Genomic DNA, 26,697 nt, shown 5'->3' with positions numbered 1-26,697 from the left:
GTATTAACAACAAATATTTTAAAAGTCACTTACTTAAAGACTTAACATTATGGCAAAATTTGGAGAGCTAATTAGCGTAGATAAACCTGTGTTAATAAAATTTTGTGCAAATTCTAATGATACAGAAAATCAAATTACTACATTAACAAATGTAGCTGCAACTTTAAGAGAAAATGCAAAAGTAATTAAGATAAATGTTGCAGAAAATAAAGCTTTAGTAGATGCGTTAGAAGTGCAAAATATTCCCACTTTTATGATTTGTAAAAAAGGAGAAATAAAGTGGCGCCAAGCTGGTTTTAAAGACGATAAAACTTTGATAGGTTTGGTCTTAAATTATGTTTAATAAATCTTTTTAAGACTTAATTGCTTTAAAAGTAAAGCCTTTTTCAGACAAGTCTTTTAATACTTTAGGTAGCACATATTCCATTCTTTCTTTTGCTTTTACACTGTCGTGAAAAACAATAATGCTCCCGTTTTCAACACTTTTTAAAACATTATCTAAGCATTTTTCTTTAGAAATTGTAACATCAAAATCAGCAGATAAAACATCCCACATAATAATTTTGTATCCTTCTTGTATCAATTCTTTTGCTTGATTCTTTTTAATTCTTCCGTAAGGAGGCCTAAACAGTTTTTGTTTTGTTGTATAACCGAATTGTGTAATTGTTTTATCACACATTAAAATATTATCTATGTAGTTTTGTTTTTCAGTTTTCCAACCTTTTAAATGGTTGTGAGTATGGTTTCCTATAGAATGTCCTTCAGAAATAATTTCTTTAAATAATTCAGGATGATTTTTTATATTTTTTCCGATACAGAAAAAGGTAGCTTTTGCATTGTACTTTTTTAATTCTTTTAAAATAAATTGAGTTATATCTGTGGTTGGACCATCATCAAAAGTTAAAAAAATCTCTTTTTTATTAGAGAAAAAATGCCACGTATAATTAGAGAAAATTCTCATAATTATACGTGGCATTTTAGCTAAATATGCTTTCATTTAAAACAAACTATTCTTCGTCTGGCATTAAGTGACTAAATAATTGTACAACCTCTACAAAATCATCTTGTAAAGTTTCTATGTATTCTTTGTCAACTTCACCTTGTTCTGCTTGGCTAATTATGTTTCTGTACATGTATAAATTGTTGTCTATTTCATCAAAAATTAGTTCTGTATCTTCCATAGAAAATGTACTTAACCAAATTAATTTTTCTTTAAACAATTTTATTAATGTAGCAGATACTTCTCTTGCTTTTTTAGAGTCTTTTAAACGGTAATAAGCTTCTGGGTAACCAATAGATAAGCTATAATGGTCAAAGTCTGCAATAGGCATTTTTTCTAAAGATAAATCTAGGTATTTTAAAGCTTTTGCAGTGTCTCCTTCTTTTGCGAAAGTTTCTGATAAACGAAGTAAACTATTACGCATAGAAATTGCATTTCTTTTTGTTTGTTCGTCTAAATAAATTTTACCGTCGTTAATATTTCTCCAGTTCCATTTTGCAATATTAGCCTCCATTTTTTCTGGGTCAATTCTACCCATATCAAATAGATTTTTATCTTTCATAGATGTTTTAATTGGTACAAATTTATACGCCAAACCATCTAATTGTAGATATTCTTTTAGCCAAATATATTCTTCATCAGCATTAGCGCCACCAGTAAAATAGATTGGTTTTTCCCAATCATTATTAGCAATTATGTCTAACATTAAAATTCTATTCTTAAATAAAGCTCTATCATCTATAGTAATATCTATGTATGGTAAAATTTTATCAGCATCTTTTTGAGCTACAATTCCGTTTTCTAAAACCTTTTGTTTGTTAACAGGAATTCTAATTTTATTTGTAGGATAATACTTTTCTTTAGCTCCGTTTTCCGTTTCTACATAAGTAGCATCATTATCAGAAGCTATCCAGCGCATAAAGTTGTTAATCGTCATAATAGAGTCTTTAAAACGTGGATGATCCATAGAATAAGCAACATCTAAAGTTCCGTATTTATATTGATCGTGTACTAATTGAGACGGAATAGGATCTGCATCGTATGTTTTTCTTTTCATTTGATCTATATACCAATCTGTTGCAAATAAAGAAGTGTTTATTAGTTTTACATCGGTTCTTATGCCTTCTACCTCTTGCATGTACCAAAGCGGAAAAGTATCATTATCACCAATTGTAAACATAATTGCATTTGGGTCGCAAGATTCTAAATAAGCTTGTGCGTTTAAATGAGTTGTGTATCTGTTAGAACGATCGTGATCATCCCAGTTTTCTGAAGCCATTAAAGCCGGTACAGCAATTAAAGAAATAATAGAAACAGCAAAAGCAATTACTTTTTTAGAGCCAAATTTCTTTAAATATTCATACAAGGCCAATACGCCAAAACCTATCCAAATTGCAAAAATGTAAAAACTACCTACAACAGCATAATCACGTTCTCTAGGTTCAAAAGGTTTTGGGTTTGTGTAAAAAATAATAGCAAAACCGGTAAAAGCAAAGAATAAAAACAGCGTAAAAAAGTTCTTTTTATCCCACTTTATTTGGTAAATTAAACCAAGAACTCCTAAAATTAATGGTAAAAAATAATATTTATTTCTTCCTTTATTTTCTAAAACTTGTGTTGGTAGTTCTTTTTGAGAACCTAATCTAGCTTCATCAATTACTGTAATTCCGCTAAGCCAATTACCATTTAATATGTCTAAGTTTCCTTGAATATCATTTTGGCGACCCACAAAATTCCACATAAAATAACGTCCGTACATGTATCCAAATTGATAGCTAAGCATAAACTTAATGTTCTCTGCAAAAGTAGGTCTACGTTTACTGTTTAGAGGAATGCCAGCTATAGATTTGTACATTTTTTCTTTAGACGGATCTACCATTCTTGGTATAAAACCCTTGTGTTTGTCTGAGTAGTTTGGTACAACATTTTCGTAATTATTTACAATTTCATACTTACCATTTCTCTTTTCGTATTTAGGTTTGTCGTCTTTGTAAGGATTGTTTGGGTCTTGTTCTCTAGAATAAGAATTAGAGTAATATGTATCGTAAAATACGTTTGCATCACCATATTGTTCACGTTCGTAATACGCTAATAATTCACGAGCACTAGACGGATCGTTTTCATTGATTGTAGTATTTGCATTGGCCCTAATTGGTAACATCATCCAAGAAGAAAAACCAACCATAATAAACAACACAGAAAGTATTAAGGTGTTTGTATTTACTTTGTTTTTTTTGCGTGTATAGTTTAATCCAAAATAGAACAATCCAATTAAAATTAATGCGGCAATAATAGAACCAGAATTATAAGGTAAACCAATAGAATTGATAAAAAATAATTCTGAAGCACTAAAGAATCTTAAAGTATAAGGGAATAAAAACTTAAAAACAAAAGCTAAAACCAATATAGAAAAAATGGTTGCAATTGTAGTAGTTTTTAAATTAATGGTTTTATACGTTTTAAAGAAATACAACATTACAATTGCTGGTATTACCAACAATGATAAAATATGTACACCAAAAGATAAACCAACTACAAAACTGATTAAAATTAACCATTTATTACCTCTAGGTGTGTGTAATTCGCTTTCCCATTTTAAACCTAACCAAAAAAGTAAAGCCATTAAAAAAGAAGACATTGCATAAACTTCTCCTTCTACAGCACTAAACCAAAAACTATCAGAAAATGTATATGCTAAAGAACCAACAATAGAACTACCTAAAATTGCTATGTATTTTCCTTCGGATATTTCACCTGTTTTTAGAGCTAATTTTTTTGCCAAATTTGTAATTGTCCAAAACATAAACAAAATTGTAAAAGCACTTGCCAAGGCAGACATAAAGTTAACCATTTTTGCAATTTGATCTAAATTAGATGTAAACATTGCAAAAAATGCGCCTAGCATTTGAAATAAAGGAGCACCTGGCGGATGACCAACTTCTAATTTAACAGATGTAGATATGTATTCTCCACAATCCCATGCGCTTACGGTTGGCTCTAGTGTTAAAGAATATGTTATTAAAGCAATTGCAAAAGTAGCCCATCCTAAGATGATGTTCCATTTTTTAAAATTTCCTGATGTCATAGTTAGTGGATAATGTGTGGGCGAATTTACTAATAAATATGAATAAAATTAGTTGTTACTTGTTTTTATAAATGTCAAAAACGTCTTAAAACTTTGTTAAATGAAAAAAATATTAAAAAATGTTTGCGTGTTTAAAAGAATGTATTAAATTTGCACCCGCATTAGAGTATTGGCCTATGGTGTAATTGGCAACACACCGGTTTTTGGTACCGACATTCAAGGTTCGAGTCCTTGTAGGCCAACTTATAATTTTTAAAACCCTTTTAAACATTGATGTTTTTAAGGGTTTCTTTTTTCAGCCCCCCTATCTGCACCCCTAACTATACTTTTTAAGTAAATAATATAACTCTGACTCTTGTTATATAACAAATATACTATTTATAGTTAAGCATAATTACAGTTTTTCAAAATATTCATGGATAGTTGAGGTTGAATAAAGAATAGTAGAGGCTAGGAGAATTATAAAATCTAGAACCTTTTTATCTTAGCAATACCTTATTTATAAAATATATAAATTATGGATAAAAAACAAGATTCAAATGAGTTGATTTCTAGGATAATTAGAGATGGCTGCGAGTTAATTATTCTCTGGATTAAAAAAAAGATCTGATGATTTTAGTGAAAAAATAACCAACCCAAATGTGGGTTGGTTTAATTTTATTATACGAAATTATTTAAATCGCTTTTTTAAATTCTGAAGTTTTTACATAACTACCATACTCCTTAATGTTAAGGTCATGCGTTGTAATGATATAATTTGAAAGAGACCTACTTTCTGAGCTACTAGTGAAATAGTCTTTTTTAAAAGTATTTGGATTGTAGATTCCTTTATTTAGGTTTTTTACAGGAATACTGCCATCAATCATTTTAAATCTTTCGTTTTTAAATGCATAATCACATAAAAACTTACAGGTTGCTAATTGGTCAAAATTAGCGTACATGATATTACCTTTTATATCACTAATTATGTGCGCGGTTGTAGTGATATTTGATGGTGTAGAATTATTAAAATCTATAACCTCTCTACCTGTCTTTGTTCGGATTTTTATTTTATCTTTTTTTATGTATTTATCAGATTCTTTAGATAAAGAATCATAAATATCTGTAATATTAAAATTGATAAGACCTGTACTAAATTTATTGAGAAGTGACTCTAACTTAAAATCTTTATCACAGAAAAATGTTTGCTCAATAAAAGGCATTATTTTAAGATCATTGATATTCTTATAGGTAAGATATTCTGCTGTTTTAAAAGCGGATAACAAAAATCGATCTAATTCTTTTAAATCTTTTTTAAGTGCATTAAGTATTCTGGATAGCTCAGGTATCTTATTCTTTTTAGGATCATTCAATATCCCTTCGATATACTCTGAGGTTACTTGAACATCCCTTTTCTTTAATTTTACTTTTAAAGAATTATAAACATTTTCTAAATTGACGTGATTCATTCTTATGGTTGGAGTCATATGATCATCCAGTCTTTTTAGAATCTTATCGGTAAAATTTTTAAATTCAATGTCGCTATCTCTTTGATCGGAATATTCCGGGGTTACAGAATCACATTCCAAAAATTTCATTTCAGACAAAAATTTATCACTTCTCAATATTCTAGGTATAATAATTCTTTCATGAGATTTTACCTCTCCAGTTTTATCTTTTTTCATCGGACTGTATATAGTAAGCTTGTTTAGTAAATCTTCTAAATCCTCTAGATCTACTTCCTTTATCAATTCTTCATCAGAAAATTCTTCTTTTAGCTCGTCTTTGGACGTTGTTGATTGAATAAGTTTATTATTTTCAATTCCATTTTTCGTTTTATCAAATTGTTGTTTCGCCCACATCTCTTTTAGTGAAGCAACTACTTTGTCATTAATAAACGTAAAGGAAATATATGTTGAGAATACTTCTTTTATAATCCCAATATTTTTTTGAGAGAGGTAGTCTAAAGCTCTTAGGTAGTTTATCTGTTTTAAATATTTATCATTTGTAAGATAGGAGAAGGAGTTTACATAATTTGCAATGCTTTTAAGGTAGCTTGGGGTTTTAAAGGGAGCAAAATTTGTATCCTCCCTTATCAAGAATCTTAAAATTTCAATTGCTTCATCTGCTCCATAATAATAAGATAATTTTAGATGATATCTGATTAATTTATTTAAGGCTCTTTCATGAGAAGTATGAAAATCTCCTTGAATCTCATATTTATCATTCTTATATTTATCAACGATAAAATTGCTTACCTCATTACTTAGTGGATCCTTTATAGTTCCTGAAGCTTTTACCAAGATTCTTTTATCTGGTTCTAACTGTCCTTCTAAATAAAATAATGCTTTGTCATCATCTAAGAAATTTTGAATTACTTTGTTTTCTAGGTCGAGGTGTTCTTTAGAAATATCCTTTAATGGTTCTGAAACGTGTATATGCTTAATTATCGATGCGATTCCAGCATCTTCGGCCATATAATGGTATCCGTCCATGGAATAAAACCAATCTTCATAAATACTTTTTTGTTTATCTATACTGTTTATTACAGTAGTTTCATCTTTACTTTGTTTCATTCTTTTTTCAATCATTTCTTTTGTTATTTCACTGGGAGACTTTCTAATTTCATCCAAATAATGAATCTTTTGTTTTTGTGTTGCTTCTTCAAACAGAATTGCTGTTCTATCTTTATTGGCGGACAATAAATGATGATTATATCTATTGATTCCTAATAAAACTTTCCCTGTATTTCTTAAGTCAAACTTTTTTGAGGTATCATTAAGATTTGGTTTAAATATTTTAGGCAAAAACACTGTAGAATAACATAATCGATTTCTAAATCTATTTATAGTTTGTATCGCGTCGAGAGCACTCACTTTTGTGTGTATATTTCCAAGATCTATTATTACAGCATATTGTTGTGTAGAGGTACCCCCATTGGAATGTTCCTCATTAGTGATATTGTCCAAATTAATATTGATACCATTTATAAAATATATTGTAGCTAAAACAATATCATAATCTCCAAACTTTCCTGATAGAATATTCTCTGTACAATGACCTTCAGAGCCGGAGTAAAACAATCCTATTTTAATGTCGGCTGAAATTTTAGTTTGAAGCTCTCTTCTATATTCATCCATTTTTTCTTTATTATTAAAAATTTGAACAACCTTTCTACCTTTTTTTAGATATTTTTTAATTTCAGTTATTACTGTATCTTTTCTTATTTTAACATCAACAGTATCTAAATGTGTTAAATACATTACAGGAGTCTTTTTATATTCTTTATCTATTTTTATAATTTGGAATAAATCTTTGATAGATTGTTTTTCCATGAGTTCTGGAATCACTAAAGTTTCAACATTAGGAGTGCCTGTCATAAAGATAATTTTGGTTTTTGATTTTCTTTTCTTTGCAACAAATTCGATTAAATAATTCATCAACCTAGCGATTACCTCAGCCCTGTAACTTAGCCCATCAGATAATGTATGACATTCATCAATTACTACATAGTCAAAGGTTGCCATATCTTCATGAGATATGTTTAATATTTGATTATATGTAGTTTGAAGTGTTAGGTTTTTGTTTTCTGGGATTTGAAAACCGTTTAGTGTTTTAGAATAATTCAATTTGATAGACTCTTCATTTGAACTTTTAAAACTATTAAGCGTTTTTTCAATAGTGGAGTTAACAAATAATTGTGAATTTCCTTCTGTTTGTTTGTTGTTCCAAGCATCAGATGCAATCTGATCTCCTATACTTTTGTATGGCATTCCAATAGCAATCCTTCCAGGCATTTTGTATTTAGGATTACCTGTTATACTGTTTTTACCAGTCATTAATGTTCAGAATGAGTCGTTAACTCATTCCCGAAATAATATTTATAAAATATCTTTCTGCTTATAGTTTCCCATAAGATCGGACTATATCTTTACCTGTTCTAGGTAACATTTACTTCCACTAGACTTCTAGCGTACTCCCCGGAGGGATAGTCTCTGAACTTTCTAATTCAATATATAGGGACCAAGTGTGGAGATCCTCTTTTATTATATATTAAAAGGCACCTTCCCCAAGTGGTCCTTTCTGTGATATAGATTATGAATTAGCTTAGCTGCTGATTAGCGACTTAGCGTAAGTTCTTTATTGTTCACTTACGTACCTTGTTGTTTGACAAGGGTTAGCCTTCCAGCAATTCAAATGTTTTATTACTCAAGGTTTCCATCTTGAGACGGCACATAATTTACCGCACTGGCTTCGTAACAAGAAGATTCTTTTAGTGGCATATTTATTTTGAAAAATATCATGCATCACATCTTTGTCTAGATAATCTTTGGTACCTAGAATCACTTCAGGAATAAGATTATCAAATTCTTCTATTAAAGGTAATCTTGTTTTCTTTTTGTTTAAATAATCAGTAATATCATCCAAAAACTCATTTAAATTCTCGGTATCATCATCAAGCTCTTTATTACGTGTATAAGTTTCGTAGTAGTTATTCAATATTTTAAAGTCAGAGAAGTTTTTAGAAGATGCTCCAAAATTTTCTGAAATAAAATCGTTTATAACCGGGAGCTTTCTTACCCTTGCATAGAAGGGGGATGGGGTCAAAGACTCAAGTAATTCCTTATCATAATCATCTTTTGATTTTATTGCCCAACGATAATCATTATGATCTTCATCTAATTTGTTAGAATCAGAAGGTATTAATCTTTTTATTTGTTCGATGGCTAAATCCCCAAATACACCATACAAAACCCAACTTAATTTTTGAAGAGAATGATAGTTGTCAAATTCTTCCAAAACCCAGTTTTCTACACGAGAATCTTTACTAGTTTGCTCTTCTATAAAATCAATCACTTTTATAAATTTATCAGTCTCTAGCTCTAGATCAAAATCATATATTCTTTTTTTTTGAAATAACTGGTAAGCTTCTTCTGGAGAGGAAATATTATGTTCCTTCATAAACTTGTCAACCTCAACCTTGTTTTCTGAAATCTTTTGGAGAATGATCTCATGTTTTAGTTTCCTTTCCTTTTCAACGATCTCAGAATAAGTAGAGGTTCTTAAGATGTCGTATTTGAAGTCATTCTCTTTGTTTGCAATAAAAGGAATGTAAGTCAAACGCTGGGGGTCGGTGGTGGCTAAATCTATCTTATCTTTCAATTCTGGAAATTTAGATACTAATTCTTTTCTAGCACCTTCATACCATACCTTGTGATGCATTATTACAGTGTTTTTATCTTCTGAGGCAAAGTCTTTTATAAAATCTACATTAGTGGTATCGATTTTGAAGAATACCTTGACACCTTTTCCCCTAGGAGAAACAAATGCCATATAAGGCTTGATATTTTTAGTGCATTTCCAAATGTTGTTTAAACACTCTATAGCATGTTGTTTGTCTTCTAGACCATCTATATCAAAACAAAACCGACCAGTATGTTTGAATCTCATTTTATTTGTATCCCTGGTATTGGTGTGAAGGGATATCATTATGGCTGGTAAAAACGGCTTTACAGCAGAAAGATCTCCTTCTGAAGCGTCTAACAACTTTTTAATAGATGACTTAGGACTAGTCATGTCTTCAATTAGCTCATTTTCTATAATTTCTTCTGCTCTGTCTTTACTGTTTTTTCCAAAGGACTTAGTGCTTGCATTCCATTGGTTGGCGTACCCTAAGAAGTTATAAAGAAATTCTTTTGGAGAAGTATCTTTCAAGTTATACAGCTCATAAAGTTCAACTTTATGTTTTGCTATAAATTTAGAACAATATTCTAAAGTGCTAAATTGTTTGTCTCGTTTCCCATAGTCTTTTACGAATTTCTCTAGTAAAGTTTGAGTTTCTGCATCTAGTTTTTGGTATGCTGCATTAGCTTTTAAACGAGTGTAAACTTGTGGGTGGGTTGTGTGCGTTGAAAAATAATAATAGTTATTATTCATTTTTAATGTTAAGATTTAATACATCTTTATATGGCCCAAGTGTGGAAGCTAGGCTTTATTATATATTTAAAGCATGCTTCCTCAAGTGGTCCATATCAGGAATCTATAAATGCGTTTTATAGATCAATTTTTATAGCGATTTTCCTATTTAGTATAAGGTCTTAAGATTTTACTCGCTGTTGGTCTTTTGGAAGGGGTATGTTGAGGATTAATTCCAATCTTGGTCCTGTTATAAAGGTTTTGAGTTTTAATTAGCTGTCTGTAATAAATTATTAAAACAATGTTTTGCAATAACAAAATCTGGAAAGAATATGATGAAACTAACGTTTCTGTTTTATTAAAATAAGTATTGTTTACATAAAAAATAAAAGCTCAAAATACGAATGAATAGTATTATGAACCTAGAATAATAATGCATAAATTTAATTAAGAAAAGAGTTGTTTTTTAGCTCAGTTCTTTGTTACCTGCTGGTTTCTATATTTATACTAAACCTCTATTTCTTTCCTCAAAGTCTTTTATATCTGTTGCGGATCGTTTGTAAGTTAATCCCAAGTAAGGGTAGTCCTCTAAAGACATTCCCTTTCTATCGTTTCCATCCCCTATTAAGAACTCCAGGGATCTCTCCCTGGAATCTTTAACATAGGAATCCACCATATCTATAAGGTATTCGCGATTCATAATTTATTTATATTTGAGTTTAATTAATAATAGTCTTATTTACTGTAAGCCAACATTTCTGCTGGTATGAATGGGAAGGATTTATACCCTTCCAATTTGAAATCGGATATAGAACAGTTTTTTAAGAAATCATCCAATTCTGATTTTTTATCTATTTCCTAAATTATTCCCAGATTTATATTGCTATAAGTATCTGGATCTCTAGTTAGTTGTAGCTTGATAGCTTCCAGATGAGGTTCGTATACGTGAACATTACTTAAATCACCTATTATACTTTTAGGTTTCATACCTGTTAATTTTCCCAGCATTACAGCTAGTAAGGAATAGGAAGCAATGTTGAATGGTAACATTTTATTCCATAAAGTTCGTTACTACTTTATGCGTTTAATCAATAACACTTTACCGTAGGTTTCGAATGTTATTCATTAGACTGCTACATATTACTATGCAGATTAGACTATATCTTCACTCATTTCTGAGGACTAGCTTTTCCACTTACTTAAGTGTACTCCCCGAAAGGATAGTCGTTAGAGTTCTTCCTCCAGATTATGTAGCCTTAAAAGCCAAAATTTATGTCGCTATCCGGGGGTAGGACCTAATATTAAGGAATATATACGTGTTCCCCAGGATAGCGACATAAAATAAGCTCTAGCGAGCTTGTTTTACTGTCTCCATCTTTTAGGGGATTCTCAAGATGTACCTTAAGTATTCTACCCAAGCAAATAATTTATGTCGCTATCCGGGGGTAGGACCTAATATTAAGGAATATATACGTGTTCCCCAGGATAGCGACATAAAATAAGCTCTAGCGAGCTTATTTTACTGTCTTTACCCTCATGTAATATTATTGAGTATGCTAAATAATTTTTGGCTTTTAAATCTATTTCTGGAATCTTTACTACGGGATTGTCCTTAACTTAATAGTAGGAGTTTCCCCGTTTAACTAGTTTTTACTTGAGCTTACTACCTACCCAGGAACTTATCTACGCTGTATTGATGCCACTTTAAAGTGAATTGGTATCCGACTACTTGTTGTATATACAAAACAAAGCACAATGCTAAAGAATAAAATATATGGAGAATAAGTACTAGGAAACCCAAGTAAGTTTGTTGTAAAGTCTTTAAAATAAAGTTTAAAGAATCTTGAAAAACAAATAAAAAATTTAGAATCAGAGTTGTTAGTTTTAGTTAAACAAGCTCACCAAGAAGTATTAACAAATTTAAAAAGCATACCAGGGATAGGAGATAAAACAGCGATTATGTTAGTGGTTTTAACCGATGGATTTGATCGATTTACAAGCGGCAGTGAATTGTGTAGTTACGCAGGATTAACACCAGTGATTCGGCAAAGTAGGAGTAGTGTAAAAGGACGTCCGCGAATTAGTAAACTAGGAAATCAAAAGCTTCGGAATTTATTATTTATGTGTAGCTTTAATGCCTGTAGATATAACCATGCTTGCAAAGCAATATACGATCGATTGGTGGCCAAAGGAAAGAGCAAAAAATTAGCCTTAATAGCGGTTTGTAATAAGCTTTTAAGACAGGCTTTTGCTATCGCAAAATCAGGACTTAATTATGATAATAATTATAGAAGTACTTTAGTAAAAAGTTAATGAGTTTTTACTTGTTTTTTACCACAGTACTTTGTTGTGCACAGTTATTTTACTCTCTTAGATTTATAAAGTATGAGAATGTATTATTTAGTTTCTTTGATGGCTTTTTTATTGCATAATCAACTAAATTTGAGCTATAATTACCTACAATGGCAGAAATTCCGCTTAGATATGCTGTAGCCATTGGGGTTAAATTTTCTTGGATTCCGATTGAAGCTCCTATTACAGCAGTACCAAAGGGAATAGCTTGGTTCAAAAATCTATTTAAGTTTTTTAAGAATTCAATTTGATATTTTGATAACAACGGTTCAATTTCTTTAGAAATATAGTTATCTACTTCTTTTATGAAATTGTTATCAAAATCACTATTTTCTAAAAACGATATAGCTTGCAATAACTTACGTCTCAATTTCATACATTCTTGAAATGAATTTTGTCTAGCTATTATTAATTCTTTTACAGAGATTTCGGCTAATACCTCGTCAGTAAGAATGACTTGAGAGATTTTGTGTAATAAATATTGAACGTTATTTATTTCCTTACCATATTGGCTTTCAAATTTCTCATTGACATTTTTGTCTACATTCTTTTTTGCAATTTCATTTTTGAAAGAATAAGCTTTTGCAATTTGGTTATCAGTAAATATCGGAATTAAATCAAACTCAGCACAAACGGCAAGTCCTTTATCAATTCTTGCTGTAATTGAATATAATTGATGATCTAATGCGAACTTTTCATTTTCTTTATCGTCAAAAAAATTAACGGATTTTGGTATATCGGGATATAATTTCACTCCTGATGGGCTAATAAAACCACCTCTAAAAATTCCGGTTTTTCTACTAATATTTTCTTCTCTTTTTAGAAGTGGAAGAAACGTATTTAATAATTCTGCATTTCCTGTATCAAAATCATAAGCTAATCTCAATGGCAACCAATTTTTATGGTAAAATTTTCTTAGTCTTATGTCAAGAATTTTGATTATTCCTTTGCTCGTTGCATAATTAAATTTATCTAAAAGCTCTTCTTCTTGATTTTGAAAATTTTCTCCATTATAGAGAATTCCATATTCATATCCCGTAATAGTCATCTTACCATAATTAATTGTAGAGACTTCAGCAGGAATCAGTACATTATTTTCAATTGGATCCAAAAAATATATTGTATCAAAAATCAATAATAGCCTTTTCAAATATGATTCCGAAATAGGTTCGTGATTAATTATAATTCCTTCTAACTTATTATTCATTTACGTAAATGATGATTTTATAATTGTGCACAACGTGTTTATGTATGGTTAGTTGCGTTGTATAAGCAGTGAATTTACTAAATAAAACACGAACGGCGAAAATCCGAAGGATTTTCCCAAGTGAGTTAAAACCAGCAATTAATTATACATGGTGTTGTAACACGTTTTTTTATTCAACTTTTTCATAAATTGTTGTTCCACAATCTTCGCAAGGACTTTTTCCAGGTTTTAAAGTTAATAGTTCATTTGATTTAATATTAACAGTATAAATTCCTTTCTTTTCAAATTCTATTATTGGCATTGCATAATAAGTTCTAGAAAGTTTATATTTTTCTTTTGAGATTAATTTTTCATCTTTAAAGAAATAGGCAAATTTATCTTTCTTAAATTCTATTTTTTCGTTTCTGTGACCATTAAACGGTAAAAATGTATTAATTAATGCTTTCCATTTCCATTTTCCAACAATCTGATTGAATTTTACAATTCGTTGATTTACTTCGATATTTTTAATTCTATCTAATGAATACATTGATAAATATGACTTTGGAAATTTTTTAGCAAAATCGACGTATTCTTTCACAAGTATTGAATCAGATGTTTTCAATTCATTTTCTTGTGTAGGTAAAATATATTCAGTTTTAGATTTATTTCTCAAAGAATCTAAGGAAGAATCTTTAGATATTATTTTTTCAAATTGAACGCTTGGTAAATTTCTCAAAGAATCTAATTCAGATTTGAGCGAATTTATTTTATTATTCAATTTAGTATTTTCATATTTTAATTTTTCAGATGTATTTGAACAAGATAAAAAAGAAGCTATAATTATAAATATTGCGATGTTTTTCATAGTATGGTCAAATGTGTTACAACGTTGTTGTATATGGTTTGTTGCGTGTTTCAAGCACCTAATTTAGTAAATAAAACACAAACCAAGAAAGTCCGTTTAGACTTTCGTAAGTAAGCAAGAAGCTAGCAATAAATTATATACGGTGTTGGCAACTGGCTTTTTGTTATTATCATTAATTAACATTTTTCAAGTCATATCTCACCTCATTTAATGGTTTTTCAAATGCAGTTGATTGTTTAGATTCAGTCATTTCAAAACCGTATTTTGTATAAAGGGAAGCTGCTGTATTTAATTCATGAGTTGTCCATAAATAAGCAGAATGATATTTCTTTTCTTTTAAGAAGTTCATAAAGAGTTCCATAAGTTTTTTTCCTAACCCAATCCCTCTGTATTCGGGTTCTAGGTAAAAATATCTAAGTTGAGCAGTATTATTTTCTCTATGCATTAATAATACAAACCCTATAATTTTATCATCATGTTCACATATCCAAACCCTATCTTTATCTGTGTCATAATTTTCATAGAATTCGTGAAGACCTAGACCGACATATGTTTCAAAACTTATTCCATAGTTGTATTCATCACCATACAGTTTACCATGTCTATAAATTACATATCCTAAATCACCAGGTCTAATTTCTGTTCGTATTTTTATTTCATTAATGTTCATTTTTATTCTTTGGAATTAATAATTTATGTATTTCTTGTAAATTTTTAATTAGTTTCTTTTGTTCCTCTGAGGTTAGGTGACTTATTAATTTCTTCACACTTTTTGATGAGTTTTTATTGAGTTTCAGAAAAATGATTTCTCCTTTTTTAGATAGTTTTAATATAGATATTCTGTTATCTTTTTTTGACTTCTCCTTTTCAATAATATTTTGCCTTACTAATTTTTTAATTAAACGGCTCAGATATCCTTCATCAACATTTACAAGGTTCTTTATAAGTCTAGCAGTAATTTCAGGATTGCTATAAATTTCATACATTACACGAACTTCAGTAAGTGAGTAACTACTTTCTAAAATGTGATTATTAGTAACGCCTATAATTCCTGTATAGAATCGGTTAAATTCTCTAATTTTTTGAATTATATTATTTTCCATGGTGCAAATATATAAAAATACTTGCCCAAGGCAAGTATTTTTATATAGACAGTTTAACTATTAAGGAAAATTTATATTATGTATGTGGGTTTATCCGTTCATTTTAATTTTAGACGGATTATTTTTAGCTTGTTGCCAACTGGTTATATATAATCAAATATATTACATTTCGATTGAATTTTAGTGGATAATAAAAGTATCATTATTTTTGCAAAAAAAAGTGTTATACTAAAACAGAGAAAACCTGTTATTTTAAGGACGTATTTATAAAATATATTTACTAAAGTAAAAACTTTGATTATTCCAGGATAATAAAATAACATAAAAGAAATAAAACCAGTAAGAAACGATTTACACCCATTACTAGTTAGTTTTTTGAGTTTCACATTTAGATCAAAAGAAATTAAACTCTTTAAGAAGTTATTAAATTGTTATTTTACTTTTTTGGTTGTTGTTTTAAGAGATACGGTAGAATCTAAATAATCTTTTACGTCAACAGAAAAGAGATTTATACTGTAATTCTAAGAGCCCTCCCCCTTAGAATCATTTGCATAGTAGTTTCTTCTAAAATATCTGGATTGCAGATGTCTTTATTTCTTCTAATTTAGGAATAATCCCATCTTTCGTGATAAATCTTTCATTTTTATAGACATAGTTACATAAAAACTTACACATTTTACTTGACGCTAAAAGTAGCATAGCAATCTTTCCTTGTGGTTGAATCATAATTGATTCTCTTTGCTTTTATAAATTCTATATAACAAAAAGATTTCCCCAACTATTACACATTAGTTATCATAAATTTTAAAAAATAATTCATTTTTAAGTGATAAAGCTAAACTAATATCGATTGTATTGGAAGGTGTGTTGACATGATTTTGATAGGACTATTTACTTATCTAATAGCCTTATAGGAAACAAAAAATATGTCAAAATTAAGTAAAAAAGAATTTTTAAAACACTACAGTTCAAACCCATTTTTTCATAGAAAGTTGTTAAAACAAGGCAGTGTGGAGTGGTCGTTATTAAAAAAGTATCCACAGGATTATTACGCTGCTGATAGCGGATCTGTTCCTGGTATGATCTATTATGTAGATACAGTAGCTTTTGCAAAAAAACATCACTTGAATATATTGCAAATTCTAAATGAATTTGAGTGTGATTGTGGTAAGTTAGAAAACAAGCCAAGCCCTCAAGATGAAACTCAATATTTTAATTGGATGTCCTGGTTTGCTTGGGAAAATATGATGAGTGAAGTAATTTCATTTATGGAGACTGAAAATTAAGAAAAAGAGGAGGGGTTACCCTTCCTCTTTTCAGGTATTTGACTAGTATTACAGAACAATGATTAGTAATCGGCATAATTTATTAAACCTTTTGATTTTTCAATTTCACTTGCCTTAATATAAGTTCTAAATGCTTTTTCAGTCTCATGCCCAGTAGCAGCCATTATTAAATTTATAGGAGTGTTTTTTAAGAAAAGATTTGTGGCGAATGTTCTTCTTCCGGTGTGAATCGTAATTAAATCTCGTTTAATAAAAAGACCATTTAATTTTTCTTTATGTAATATTATTTCTTCTGAAAACAAATTATACAATTTTAAAACTTCCTTTAGTCTTCTATTAAAATATGCATTAGTGTATTTTGGTAGTTCAAAATCATATTTTAATAATAATTCACAAGCTTTTTTATGGACAATTGGGACTGAAACTTCTTTTTTTGTTTTTGTCTGTTGGAAGTTAATAAACCAGTGTCCATCAATTAGAGAAAAGTTATTTTTAGAAATTTTAGAATAGTCAGAAAATCTAATACCTGTCAGGCAAATAAAAACGAAGGAATCTATAATTTGCGCTTCATTTGTTTTTACAAAGTCAGTATTTGAGAGTTGTTCAATTTCACTTTCAGACAAGTATATATTAGAAGTGTTTGTCTTTTCTTTTTTAATTGACTGATATTTTGTAAAGTCATGAAGTTCTAATTCGTGTGCATAATTTAGAACTGATTTTATGTTTTTTATTTGATTGCTTCTTGTTCCAGGAGAATGTTTAAGTTTGGTCTTTAAGAAATGAAGATATTTTTCAAACCAAACTTTATTTAATTTGGTAAATGTTAAGACCTCATCGTTATTTACATAATTTTTTAAATGAGTGAGTGAATTCTTATATGAGTTTATTGTTACAGGTGCATATATTTTACTTTTAGATTTTATAAATAAATCAAAAGCATAAAAAAGATCTTTTTGTTTTGGTTTTTCATTCTTAGTAGAAAATTTTTGTTTGATAAAATTTTTAAGTAAATCGTGATTATAAGATTGTCCTTTTCTTTTTAAATCATTAATATGAGCTTCTATTTCATTTCTATAAGATTTTATTAATTGATTTGCAGAAGTTGCATCATTAGAACTTTTAAGAATGGATTTGTTTTTTCTGTTCCATTCGTTTGTTTTACATTGAATTCCAGTATATATTCTAAATTGTTTTCCGTTAATGCGATACTGAATAATGATTGAATTTTTTTTCTTTAAAATTGTTAACTTCATAAATAATTCTTTTTCGGCACCCCTATGAGCACCCCCAGAATTATATCATTATTTACTTTTGTCTAAATTTGCACCCGCATTAGAGTATTGGCCTATGGTGTAATTGGCAACACACCGGTTTTTGGTACCGACATTCAAGGTTCGAGTCCTTGTAGGCCAACAAAAAAGTCCTAACAATTTTAAATTGTTAGGACTTTTTATTTGTATCAATAACTATTACTTATTGTATTTATTGAGTATGGATTTCATAAAATAATAGTTAATCTTGAAAGTTTTATTAGCATATTATTTATTCTGATTATTGATAAGTTTCATAGAAAAGAAAAGAGTGAACAAATATTGTTTTAAACAAAGGAATCTTGTAAATTGTCAGTAAATAGTCTATCTGTTTTACGTAAAATAGATAGGTTTTAGGTTTGTTTAAAATAAATCTTACTATAGTTTTGCCGGTTTTTAAAAAACCCCATGAATTTTTAAAGTCATTCTTCTTAGAATTAATTCTTGTAGTTTTTGCTAGATGTTATATTGTTGATTTTAATATGCCCTTGAATTTTAAAATAACTATTAAAAATGCGTTTATTGTTTTTATTGATATTTTTAATATCATTTACACTTTTCTCACAAAATGAAAATCAATCTAAAAGATTTGATTCTATATTTTTTAATGTAGCTATAAATATTTCTTCATCAGACCCTGTTAAGGCAATATACTTAGCGGATTCACTTTCTTTGTATTCTACAAATAAAAGACAAAAGATGAAATCTTTAATGTTGATTGCTGATATTTTAGCCAAACAAGAAAAAAGAGGAGAAGCTATTATAAAGGGTTTAGAGGTTTTAGAAGTAGCAAAAAAAGCAAAAGATTATGTTTATCAAGCAAGGGTTTATGGCTTTTTATCTACTCAGTATAGGTTGATAGGTTTTGTTGATAAAGGCAAGAGTTTTCTTAAAAAAGGTATTGAAGTAAGTAATAAAATTTCTAATAAAAAATATGTAGTTGATTATCTTGCAATGGCTAATCAAGAATTAGCAGAATTTGCTATAGAAGAAAAAGAGTACAAAAAAGCTTTGGAGTATTTAAAATTAGCCCTTCTAACATATAATAAAAAAGAAGAATCTCAAACTAAAAGTTTTCTTATTGCCAATGCAGAAGAAATGTTGGGGCGTTGTCATATGTTTTTGGGAGATAAAAAAGAAGCGCTATCTCATTTTTATAAATCTAATATTTTTATAAATAAATCAGGGTCTGGAAATACTATTTGGGCGTCACTTATTTATCATCGTTTAGGTAACGCATTTTTAGAATCAAAAAAATTAGATAGTGCAGGTGTTTATTTGTCAAAATCTTTAGCTATTTCTAAAAATAGCAGCCATGGTTCTTTAAAAGAAAGTGTGTATAAGAGTCTTGCAGAGTATTACAAGCAGTTAAAAGAAATAGATAGTTTTTCTCTGTATGATACTAAGCATAATAAAATGGTCGAGGAAAATAAAAGGCAAAAAAGGTTGATGATAAATAGAGCTTACAATGCGATTGATAAAGATTCAAATACTATGCTTTCTAACATTAAAATTTACATTATAATAGGTGTAGTTTTGTTTTTTCTTCTATTGATATCTTTCTTAAAAATAAAGACTCCTTTTGCTAAGTCAAAAGTTATTCCATTAATAAAAAAAGTGAAACCATTAAAATTAATGATTTCAAAAAAAATTAAAAAGAGGCTTATTGTAAGGTTGAAAGAGTTTGAGGAGTCTAAAAAATTTTTAGATAAAAATATGTCGGTAACTAAATTAGTAGGCTTGTTAAATACAAATACTAAGTACTTTAGAATATTTCTTAAAGAACATAAAAATAGAGATTACAATCATTATATTAATGAACTAAGGATAAATTATATTGTAGATAAATTAACTACAGATAAAGATTATTTAAATTATAAGATTAGTTATTTAGCAGATGAATGTGGTTTTTCTTCTCATAGTAAATTTTCTGCGTGTTTTAAGTCAATTGTTGGTATACCTCCTTCAGAGTTTATAAAAAACATTTCAAATAAATCCGTATAGTTATTGTTATACATAGTGTTTATTTAGATAGATTTTTTTTATGATATAATCTATTATGTAAGAATGTTTTTATCTTTTTAATTTAAAACTTAATTTTCATGTTAATAAATATGTTTGATAAATGGTATTTAGAAAATATTGTAATCAAAAAATATTAGTTGAAAAATTTATGTGATTAAGTCGCTTTTGTTCTGTCTTTTTTCGGTAAAACGGCTATTGTATAAGTTTTAAATAAGTAGGTGTTAGTGTAGTTTTGTTAGGAATGTTGATTTTTTAATATCTCTCTAACGATGAAAAAAACTACTCTAAAACAATTTTTTATTTTTTTATTTTTTATTGGTTTTGTAAGCATATATGCGCAAAATAATATTTCTAGTTTACCTAAAAATCAAATTGTACCATTGGTTAATGATGCCATTAATTTTACGGGAATTGGTGTGGAGAGTAGTAAATTTCTTTCTTTTGATGAATGGGATAACAAAACGAACTCTATAAATAGTTCTATATCTGATTATGCAGAAACAAATAGTGATTCTCATTTAACAATTACATCTCCTGTAACAATGCCAGCAGGAACTTATGCGGGAGCAAGAATAGGGTCTAGCTCCCTATTGGGATCAATAACAAATCTGCTAGAATTTTTAAATGGTGTAACTATAGTTACCTATAAAGATAATGTTCTTCAAGAAAGTTATGCTGTTCGTGATGATAGTTCTTTAAGTTTGTTAGATCTTTCTAGTAACTCCCCATACAACGTTGGTTTTGCAACTACAAAAGAATTTAATAAGATAAGAATTACTTACAATACTGGTTTAATAGGTAGTCTAACTGCTGCTTTAAGAGTTTATTATGCTTTTGTAAAAATATATGATGATGATGTAAAAGATTTAGATTGTAATACAATGACGCCTATTACGGCACCAGATTATGCCTTAGAGATTGATGATGTTGGGACTACAGGTCTTGATATTACAGTTTTAGGTAGTAATATTCTTAATTCAGAAAATGTTATAGATACAGATCAGACAAATCATGCAACACTAAATGCGGCTACAGCAGGTGTGTCTGTGTTAGCAACTACATATTTATCTATAAAAAAACAATTAGCATATGATGATGTAGATGGTGTGTTAGATCCTTTTTCTGCAGGGACCTATGCTGGTTTTAATATTACCTTAGCGGATGTTGCAAATGTTGGTGTTTTAGATAACATTATAATATCTACTTATAAAAACAATGTACTTAGAGAATCTAGTGATACATCTACTAATCTTATAGATGTACCGCTTTTGGGTGCAGCTACTCAAAATAAAGGGTTTATTACTACGTTAGATTACGATGAAATAAGAATAACGGTCTCTCAACCCGTAGGTGTTACTTTAGGTGAAGTTCAAGTGAATTATCCAATAATAAAAAAATATTGTAGTAATGATGATTCTTTAAATTGTAATATGCAATTGCCTTGGACGAATACAGACTATCCTGTAGAGGTTTATACACCGGTTACAGCTGGTGTGTTAGCAGCAGGTACAACCATAACAGGATTAGATAATATTATAAACAATGATACTACAGATTATGCAGAGTTAGGTTTAAATGTTAGTGCTCTAAGTGATTTTGAAATAGGTGTTTATGATGTTTTAGATAGTTATACAGATCCTAATTTTGTTGGTTTTAATATAGAGTTAGCAAGTCTGATAGATGTAAATGTGTTAAATAGTATTACAGTTTCTACATATTTAGATGGTAGTCTTAAAGAATCTAAAACAGGGGCTACTTCATTGATAGATGTACCATTACTAAATAGTTCTATTGTGCAGACTATTGGTTTTGTAACTTCTATGGAATTTGATGAAGTAAGGATTAAGTTTAGTTCAGTAGTTAATGCAAATTTAGGTACAATTAAGATTTACAATAGTGTAATTCAAAAAATGTGTGCAACAGATTTAGAGTGTAACACTTCATATAATTTGAGTTCTCCAGATTTTTCTACCTATGTAGATTTTACACAAACAGGTGTTTCTGGTGTAGCTTGTGTAGATTGTAGTGTTGTAGATGCTAATAATGTTATAACAGAATCAGAAACAGATTATGCGTCAATGAATCTAGCTGTGGGTGTTTTAGGGGCTGCGAGCATAGCGGTTAGAGATGCTACAAATGCATACCCTGCTGGTTCTGTAGCTGGGTTTAATATTTTTTATGATAGTTCTATTTTAAGTATAGATTTATTTGATGCAATAACAATATCTACTCTAAATGCAGATGGAACTGTTAATGAGTCTGCTTCGGGTAGTTACTTGCTGGGATTAAGTTTGTTAGGTGCTACATTTTCTGGTACAACAGGGGTTGGGTTTGCTAATATTGGGTTTAAAACCACAGAAGAGTATTATGGGGTAAAAATAACATTAGATAAGGTTATAGGTGTAGATGTTGGTGGTGTTTTAACGGCTAGTGAGATTAGGGTTTATGGGGCTTTTGTAGATACAAGAGGTGCTACTGGAGGTGTTTTTGAGGCTTGTTTGGATGCAGATACAGATTTAGATGGTGTTTTAGATAGTGTGGATTTAGATTCTGATAACGATGGTATTTTAGATGTTAATGAGGGGTATGTTGCACCTGGAGATTGTATAGAAGATTTAAGTCAGTCAACTTGTAATTATGATGAAAATGATAATAATATAAATTTATCTTCAGGTGAAGTACTTTGTGTAAATTCTGGGATATTTAATGGTTCAATTAATAATTTTGGAAGCGGGTCTATAATTTATATAGCACCTGGTGCAGCTTTTTCACCATCAACATTAAACAATCCTGCAGGTAAAATAATTAATCAGGGTACTGTAGTTTTTTCTAGTCTTAGTATTTCTAATGGTTTTACAATAGAAAATTATGGCGAAATAGATTTTACGTCTAATGTTAATTTTAATGGAGCTGCTATAATAAATAATTATTTAGGCGGAGTGTTAAACTTTAATGTTCAATTCGCTCTAGGAGGCAATGGTACAGAAATAACTAATTATGGAGAAATAGTTTCAGAGGCTGGTTTTAATACAGATAACACAACTACTTTTTATAATTATGGTAATATTATGATAAATAATCACAACAATTTTAATCCAAATGGTTTTTTTGTTAACAACTCATTGGTACATGCTACAGGGTTTATAAATATCAATAGTAACTCAACAGTAACAAATAATTGTGCATTTATAGCTGATGATGGTTTTAATAATAATAGTAATAATTTTATAAATGAGGGTACTATATTTGTTGATGGGTCTGCAGGAAATGAAGAGTGGAAGAATAATGCCTCTATGATAAATAATGGTATTATTGTTGGTGTTGATTTTCAAAATAATAGTCCTATGACCGGTTCGGGTTCATTTTATTTTTCTGGGAACACGGTTCAGAATAATCAGTTTGGAGAGGATGGTTTGGGAATAAATTTTTATGATACATCCAATACAAACAGTTCTCCATTTGACACAGGTGTTCCGCACTCATCTGTAACATCAAACCCTTTTACTCCGCCTAGTTTTTCTGATGTTGAAACGAGTTGTTTTGCAAATCAAACAATTATTTGTGAATCTTTAGACACAGATGAGGATGGTGTGCCAGATTATTTAGATTTAGATAGTGATAATGATGGCATACCAGATAATATAGAAGCACAGTCTACTGTTAGGTATATAGCACCATCTGGTGTAGATGATGATAAAGACGGTTTAGATGATGCTTATGATGCGGATGTTGATGAAGTTAATGATACAAGTACAACATCAATAGGTCTTGTGCCAGTAAATACAGATGAAAATTTAACCACCAATTCAGATGATATTCCAGATTATTTAGATTTAGATTCAGATGGAGATGGATTGTATGATATTGTAGAGTCGGGTAGTGGTTTTGATAATGATGGAAATGGTAAGGTTACAGGTGAGGTAGGAGTAAATGGATTAATCAATGAGGCAGAAAATAATGGGATGGATAGAGGGTATACAGATATAAATGGAATTTTTGATGATCCTAAAACAGATTTTGCAGATAGTGATTCTGATGTATTGTTGTTAGGGGATGTAGATTATAGAGATCTTCCAGGAAAAGTTATACCGATGATTACCCAAGTATATCAATTTGAAGGAGAAAGATGGATAGAAATAACAAACATTGGTTCTGTAGAACTGGCGGGAGGAGTGGTTTATGTACAATTATATAAAAATAAATCGTTAAATGATTCAAATTTAATACCAGATGTAAGTATAGGAATTTCTGGTGTTTTACCTCCGGGACATTCCGTTTTGTTTAAACGAAGTACATGTAGAATAAATAATTTATACTATCAAAGTAGTTCTTTACAAGATTTGTTTATAGCAGAAAATGATAACTTAACGGATTTTGAAGATGGAGATGATATAATTACTTTGTCTACAGGAAGTTCTATTGGGGGGACAGCTTGGGAAAATAGATTTGATGTTGTTGCTGATTTTGCAAATAAAACATCTTATGTAAGAATAGATGAAACACTATTGCCTAATAAACATTATAATGAAGATGAATGGCAGATTTTTATTGATGATGCTATACCTTCATATTCAGAAATAGGGGATGAGTCAATTTATTTAAACCCAAGACATCCACAAGTACCATTAATCTCTGAGATTGAAAATGCAGATACGGAGTCAAATTCTATTTTAGGTTTGCATAGAATTGATGTAACAACTAGAATTAGTGGTCTTTTGCCAAGCGATGAAGATGTTTGGTCTAATGGATACCCAGATAGATCTCGTTCTGTAGTAATTGATACAGATTATAGTCACCCAAGTACAGATAGGTTTAGTGCAAGAAGGCTAACGATCAATGATGGTAAGGTACTTGCTATTACAGATTCTCCATTAGTAGTATCAAATGATATTATTTTAAATGGAGAGATTAGGTTGATAAATGATGCTCAATTAGTACAAACACATATTTTTAATAATCAAATTAGTACAGGTGTTAATGGGAGGTTATTGGTGGATCAAAATTCAGAAGTTCCTAGTAAATATAGGTATAACTATATGAGTTCTCCTGTAACAAGTTTAACAAGTACAACTTATAGTATAGAGAGTGTTTTAAAAGATGGTACATTAGCAACTAATGTTAATGGGGTGGTTGGTGTAGATATAGCCAAAAATATTATTTTTATTGATGGGTATGATGGGACTTTTACATCAGAAAATATATCATTAGCAGATTATTGGATATATACTTTTGCTCCCAGCACAAATGGTCTTTCTAATTGGGTGCATAAATATAAACATGGATCAATTGGTAGAGGAGAGGGATTTATATTCAAAGGACCTGGAAGGCCTCAAAATTATACATTTTTAGGTGTGCCAAATGATGGGGTGTTAACTACTCCGCTAGAGGTTGGTGCTAATGAAGAATATTTAATAGGTAACCCTTATGCGTCTGCAATAAATGCACGCAAGTTTATAGAAGACAATGAAGATTCGCTTACAGGTTCGCTTTATTTTTGGGAGCACCATATGAGTGCTTTAGGTGAAACGGAGGGGGCGATAGATGGCCATATATATAGTGGTTATGTTGGTGGTTATGCGGTTATAAATAAATCTATGGGGTTATCAGCAGTTGGGAGTGCTAATAATAGTGCAAATGATGATAGTCAAGGAATTTCTGGGATAGGCACAGGAAACTATATGACACCAGCACCATACATAGCAATCGGACAAGGATTTATGGTTGTAGGGGATTCAGATGGTGGAGATATTCAATTTAATAATAGTCAAAGAGTTTTTGTTAAAGAAGGGTCGGAGTCTGTTTTCTTTAAAACAAGACAAGCATCAACAAAGAATGATGCAAAAACAAGTTCAGATTTACTGCCAATTATTAAGTTAGGTTTAGATTACAAAAATGATGATGAAGATGTAATGTTACACCGTCAAATAGGTGTTTCTTTTAGTGCTTCAAATTCATTTGATTTTGATAAGGGGTATGATGCAGAGATTTTTGATGTTGGTGACACAGATATGTATTGGAAATTTCCAGATAATGAAGAGAAATATGCAATTTTAGGTATACAAGAAATATCTGAAGATTTAGAGGTTCCTTTAGAAATTGTAATGGGGTATTCAGGAGAAGTTTATTTGATGATTGATGAGTTGCAAAATGTGCCACAACCTATATTTATAAAAGATAAGTTAACAAATACTTTTTATAACATCAAAGAAGATGATATTGTTTTAATGTTAGATATAGGAGAGTATATAGATCGGTTTGTATTAGTTTTTAAAGAGGTTGAGGGTAGTTTAAGTGTAGATGACGTTGATTTAAAGAATGGCATTTCGGTATTTTTAGATAATACCACAAAAGAAATAGTAATAAATAATAGTAGTAATTTAGAATTTAAAACGGTGGAGTTGTTTAATTTGTTAGGTCAAAAAATTAATCAATGGTCATTTGGTCAAGGAGCAAAAGAAACTAGATTAAAAACAAGTAATCTATCTAGTGCTATATACGTAGTTAATGTAAGAACTGAAAAAGGAAAAATTTCAAAAAAAATAATATTAAAATAATTTAATATTCATTAGCTACTTGAGTAAAGAAAG

At 29.6% G+C, this 26,697-nt stretch carries 15 protein-coding genes, 2 tRNA genes and 1 pseudogene; 7 read left to right on the top strand and 11 right to left on the bottom strand.

Going from position 1 to position 26,697, the window contains the following annotated elements; all coding sequences use genetic code 11:
* Positions 1–49: 49 nt before the first annotated feature.
* A complete protein-coding gene (locus KI686_RS00435; protein WP_237587252.1) occupies positions 50–343 on the top strand; it encodes a thioredoxin family protein in 294 nt (97 codons plus the stop codon).
* A gap of 9 nt (positions 344–352) precedes the next feature.
* Here the strand turns inward: KI686_RS00435 and KI686_RS00430 are convergent, their stop codons facing one another.
* Together KI686_RS00430 and KI686_RS00425 are read right to left on the bottom strand one after the other, a co-directional pair.
* The gene (locus KI686_RS00430) at positions 353–997 is read right to left on the bottom strand and encodes a polysaccharide deacetylase family protein (protein WP_237587251.1); all 645 of its coding nucleotides are present in this window, start codon (positions 995–997) and stop codon (positions 353–355) included.
* A 10-nt stretch (positions 998–1,007) separates the two neighbouring features.
* The gene (locus KI686_RS00425; protein WP_237587250.1) at positions 1,008–4,085 is read right to left on the bottom strand and encodes a glycosyltransferase family 117 protein; all 3,078 of its coding nucleotides are present in this window, start codon (positions 4,083–4,085) and stop codon (positions 1,008–1,010) included.
* Positions 4,086–4,255: 170 nt separating this feature from the next.
* Here KI686_RS00425 and KI686_RS00420 point away from each other — a divergent pair.
* Positions 4,256–4,327, top strand: a tRNA-Gln gene (locus KI686_RS00420).
* Between the two features lie 432 nt (positions 4,328–4,759).
* Here the strand turns inward: KI686_RS00420 and KI686_RS00415 are convergent.
* From KI686_RS00415 to KI686_RS16865, 4 genes are all read right to left on the bottom strand, one after another.
* Positions 4,760–7,903, bottom strand: a complete 3,144-nt coding sequence (locus tag KI686_RS00415; protein ID WP_237587249.1) for a DEAD/DEAH box helicase family protein — start codon at positions 7,901–7,903, stop codon at positions 4,760–4,762.
* A gap of 370 nt (positions 7,904–8,273) precedes the next feature.
* Complete coding sequence (locus KI686_RS00410; RefSeq protein WP_237587248.1) at positions 8,274–10,001, bottom strand: BT4734/BF3469 family protein; 1,728 nt, start codon at positions 9,999–10,001, stop codon at positions 8,274–8,276.
* Positions 10,002–10,482: 481 nt separating this feature from the next.
* Positions 10,483–10,680, bottom strand: a complete 198-nt coding sequence (locus tag KI686_RS00405; RefSeq protein WP_237587247.1) for a hypothetical protein — start codon at positions 10,678–10,680, stop codon at positions 10,483–10,485.
* 158 nt (positions 10,681–10,838) lie between these two features.
* Positions 10,839–11,030 carry a thymidylate synthase gene (locus tag KI686_RS16865; RefSeq protein ID WP_368735862.1) on the bottom strand — a complete coding sequence of 64 codons (192 nt, stop codon included), beginning with the start codon at positions 11,028–11,030 and terminating at the stop codon, positions 10,839–10,841.
* A 672-nt stretch (positions 11,031–11,702) separates the two neighbouring features.
* Between KI686_RS16865 and KI686_RS00400 the strand changes: the two are divergent.
* A pseudogene (locus tag KI686_RS00400) lies at positions 11,703–12,293 on the top strand (IS110 family transposase); the annotation flags it as partial.
* A gap of 49 nt (positions 12,294–12,342) precedes the next feature.
* Here KI686_RS00400 and KI686_RS00395 read toward each other — a convergent pair.
* The 4 genes from KI686_RS00395 to KI686_RS00380 all read right to left on the bottom strand — a co-directional run bounded on the left by KI686_RS00395 (position 12,343) and on the right by KI686_RS00380 (position 15,489).
* Positions 12,343–13,539, bottom strand: coding sequence for a hypothetical protein (locus tag KI686_RS00395; protein WP_237587246.1), 1,197 nt, complete (start codon positions 13,537–13,539; stop codon positions 12,343–12,345).
* A gap of 169 nt (positions 13,540–13,708) precedes the next feature.
* Positions 13,709–14,386, bottom strand: a complete 678-nt coding sequence (locus tag KI686_RS00390; protein ID WP_237587245.1) for a hypothetical protein — start codon at positions 14,384–14,386, stop codon at positions 13,709–13,711.
* A 172-nt stretch (positions 14,387–14,558) separates the two neighbouring features.
* A complete protein-coding gene (locus KI686_RS00385) occupies positions 14,559–15,056 on the bottom strand; it encodes a GNAT family N-acetyltransferase (protein WP_237587244.1) in 498 nt (165 codons plus the stop codon).
* Positions 15,046–15,489 carry a MarR family winged helix-turn-helix transcriptional regulator gene (locus KI686_RS00380; RefSeq protein WP_237587243.1) on the bottom strand — a complete coding sequence of 148 codons (444 nt, stop codon included), beginning with the start codon at positions 15,487–15,489 and terminating at the stop codon, positions 15,046–15,048. Before KI686_RS00380 ends, KI686_RS00385 begins: the two co-directional genes overlap by 11 nt.
* 1,010 nt (positions 15,490–16,499) lie before the next feature.
* On the opposite strand from KI686_RS00380, the gene KI686_RS00375 reads away from it, so the two are divergent.
* Positions 16,500–16,775, top strand: a complete 276-nt coding sequence (locus KI686_RS00375) for a DUF7222 domain-containing protein (RefSeq protein ID WP_237587242.1) — start codon at positions 16,500–16,502, stop codon at positions 16,773–16,775.
* A 62-nt stretch (positions 16,776–16,837) separates the two neighbouring features.
* Here KI686_RS00375 and KI686_RS00370 read toward each other — a convergent pair whose 3' ends face one another.
* The gene (locus KI686_RS00370) at positions 16,838–18,028 is read right to left on the bottom strand and encodes a site-specific integrase (protein ID WP_237587241.1); all 1,191 of its coding nucleotides are present in this window, start codon (positions 18,026–18,028) and stop codon (positions 16,838–16,840) included.
* 88 nt (positions 18,029–18,116) lie between these two features.
* On the opposite strand from KI686_RS00370, the gene KI686_RS00365 reads away from it, so the two are divergent.
* The 3 genes from KI686_RS00365 (at position 18,117) to KI686_RS00355 (ending at position 26,664) form a co-directional block, all read left to right on the top strand.
* Positions 18,117–18,188: transfer RNA gene (locus KI686_RS00365), tRNA-Gln, on the top strand.
* Positions 18,189–18,598: 410 nt separating this feature from the next.
* Positions 18,599–20,089 (top strand): AraC family transcriptional regulator, encoded by a 1,491-nt coding sequence (locus KI686_RS00360; protein ID WP_237587240.1) that lies wholly within the window; start codon positions 18,599–18,601, stop codon positions 20,087–20,089.
* Between the two features lie 290 nt (positions 20,090–20,379).
* On the top strand, positions 20,380–26,664 hold the full coding sequence (locus KI686_RS00355) for a DUF8693 domain-containing protein (RefSeq protein ID WP_237587239.1): 6,285 nt from the start codon (positions 20,380–20,382) through the stop codon (positions 26,662–26,664).
* The last annotated feature ends 33 nt before the right edge of the window (positions 26,665–26,697 follow it).

The sequence above is a fragment of the Polaribacter sargassicola genome (assembly GCF_021991835.1).
GTDB lineage: Bacteria > Bacteroidota > Bacteroidia > Flavobacteriales > Flavobacteriaceae > Polaribacter > Polaribacter sargassicola.
This window is presented reverse-complemented; position numbering and strand designations above follow the sequence as displayed.